Origin of the sequence: Methylobacterium sp. B1, from assembly GCF_000333255.1 — a bacterium.
Classification (GTDB): domain Bacteria; phylum Pseudomonadota; class Alphaproteobacteria; order Rhizobiales; family Beijerinckiaceae; genus Methylobacterium; species Methylobacterium fujisawaense.
The window spans coordinates 1-2,349 of sequence record NZ_BACT01000035.1; the positions used below are offsets into that span (position 1 = coordinate 1).

Here is a 2,349-nt window from a genome sequence, read left to right on the forward strand (position 1 = left end):
CGACGAGCAGGTTCAGATGCGCCACGCTGTCGCTCATCTGGCCGACCAACGCCGCGGTGAGCTCGGTCAGCGGGGTCTCGGCACTCGGCTGCACGCTCTGCAGATTGGCAATCTGGGCCTTCAGCTCGGTCCGTCTCCGACGCAACACCTGCAGGAGCGTCTCGATCCGCGCCACGACCAGATCGGCGGCGAGCGCGTCCGTCCGTGATCCGACGGCGGTCTCATCCTCCTTGGAGCCCAGCGGGATGTTCGTTCCGGTCATGGCGGCTTGGTTCTGCCTCAAGGTGAAGCAGTTTAGGCCGTGACACATTCCTCAGGCTGACCGGCGTCGGCGATGACGCTCGGATGGCCGAGCCCCGTATCGCACCCGATCCAGCCGCCTGCACGCAGTCGGGCGAGCGGGAGGGGGCTCGGAGCCCGCGCCAGTCTCAGGCGGCTCGGACGGTGGCGAGGAAATGCGCCACCTCCGCCCCGAGATGCTCGGACTGGCGCGACAGCTCGTCCGCCGCGCTGAGCACCTGGGCCGCGGCCGCGCCCGTCTCCTCGGAGGCCTCGGCCACGCCGGTGATGTTGCTCGTCACCTCGGCCGTGCCGGTGGCCGCCTGGGCGACGTTGCGCACGATCTCCTGCGTGGCGGCGCCCTGCTCCTCGACCGCCGCGGCGATCGAGGCCGCCACGCCATTGATCTCCCGGATCCGCGCCGTGATCGCCCCGATGGCACCGACCGCCTCGGCCGTCACGCCCTGAACACGCGTGATCTGGCCTGAGATCTCCTCGGTGGCCCGGGCGGTCTGCCCGGCGAGTTCCTTGACCTCGGCAGCGACCACCGCGAAGCCGCGCCCGGCATCGCCGGCGCGGGCTGCCTCGATCGTGGCGTTCAGCGCCAGCAGGTTGGTCTGCCCGGCGATCGAGGAGATCAGCCCGACCACGTCGCCGATCCGCGCGACCGTCCCGCTCAGCTCCTGCACCAAAGCCGCCGTCTGATCCGACTCGTCCACCGCCGCTTGCGCGAGCTTGGAAGAGCCGTCCACCTGCCGGCTGATCTCCTGCACGGACGTGCCCAGCTCCTCGGCGGCGACCGCCACGGTGTTGACGTTGCTCGCGGCCTGTTCGGCGGCGGACGCCACGGTCGTGGACTGGCCGGCCGTCTGGGTGGCGGTGGCGGTCATGGCCTGGGCGGTGGCCTGCAGGTCCGTGGCCGAGGATGAGACTTGGCCGACGATGCTGCCGACCGCCCGCTCGAACTCGTCGGCCAGCTCCAGCATGGTGCGCTTGCGCTGCGCCTCGCCGGCGGCCCGCGCTTGAGCAGCCTCCAGCTCCAGGTGCCGGCTCCGGATCAGATTATCCTTGAAGACCTGCACGGCCGCCGCCATCGCGCCGATCTCGTTCTTCGTGGCCGTGTCGGGAACGACGAGGCTGGTGTCACCGTCGGAAATCCGGCTCATGACCTGTGCCATGCGGCGGATCGGCATCGAGATCCTCCGGACGCAAACCACGATCACGCCGCCGCACATCACGAGCACCGCGCCGCCGCCCATCAGGAAGAGGACGAAGCGCGTCCGGGCCGCGGCGATGCGCGCCTTGATCAGGTCGAAAGCCCGGACGAACAATCGATCGCGAAGTTCGACGATCGCGCTCATGGCCGGGACATAACGGGCGGCAAAGTCGTGTACCGTCAGGGTCGCGGCCTGACCGGATAAGCTTTGGGCCACGAGATCGGCAGCCAATTTCTGGCCGCCTTCGATGTATTGCGCCCGCATGGTCCTGATGAGCTCATCGACACCCGCATCGTCGCCGATTTTGCCACGGGCGAGCAGGATCTGCCGCATCTGCGCGTCGACATAGCCGCTCAATCGATTGTATTGCCCGATCTCCTCGTCCGTCATACGCCGCCTGGTCACGAGAGCAGGGGTGAACACGGATCCGATCTGACCCGCGAAGTCGCGCAGCTCCGTCGCGGTCCGGGCCATCGTCAGCCAGGAGCCCAGGCTCGGATCGGCCGACATCGTGGCATCGTCCACAGCATTCAACGCCTGGTCGAGCACTGGCGGGACGGCGATCAAGGCCTTCACGATCCCCGCCACCGCGTCCTGGGATCGCTGTGCCTGAACATGAGCCGTCACGGCATCGGCCTGCTGCCGCACGGTGGCGAGGCGCCGAACGGTCTCGGAGACGGCCTCGGCGGCCTTGGCTCCCCATCGCTCCGGCAATGTGGACACGGCGAGGCTGGCCTCTCGTAGGGCCGCATCGGTGTCGGTGCGAGCCTCGCTGAGCGCCTGCTCGACAGCGCGTGGCACCGGTCTCTCACTGCCGAGACTGCTGTTGGTGGGCCCCCGTCCTGCGCGATGC

At 69.0% G+C, this 2,349-nt stretch carries 2 protein-coding genes; both read right to left on the minus strand.

The window, feature by feature from the left end:
• A partial coding sequence (locus I53_RS00955) for a hypothetical protein (protein ID WP_043345707.1) occupies positions 1 to 262 on the minus strand: 262 nt, incomplete at its 3' end.
• A 166-nt stretch (positions 263 to 428) separates the two neighbouring features.
• Complete coding sequence (locus I53_RS00960; RefSeq protein WP_251982171.1) at positions 429 to 2,297, minus strand: HAMP domain-containing methyl-accepting chemotaxis protein; 1,869 nt, start codon at positions 2,295 to 2,297, stop codon at positions 429 to 431.
• Between the last annotated feature and the right edge of the window lie 52 nt (positions 2,298 to 2,349).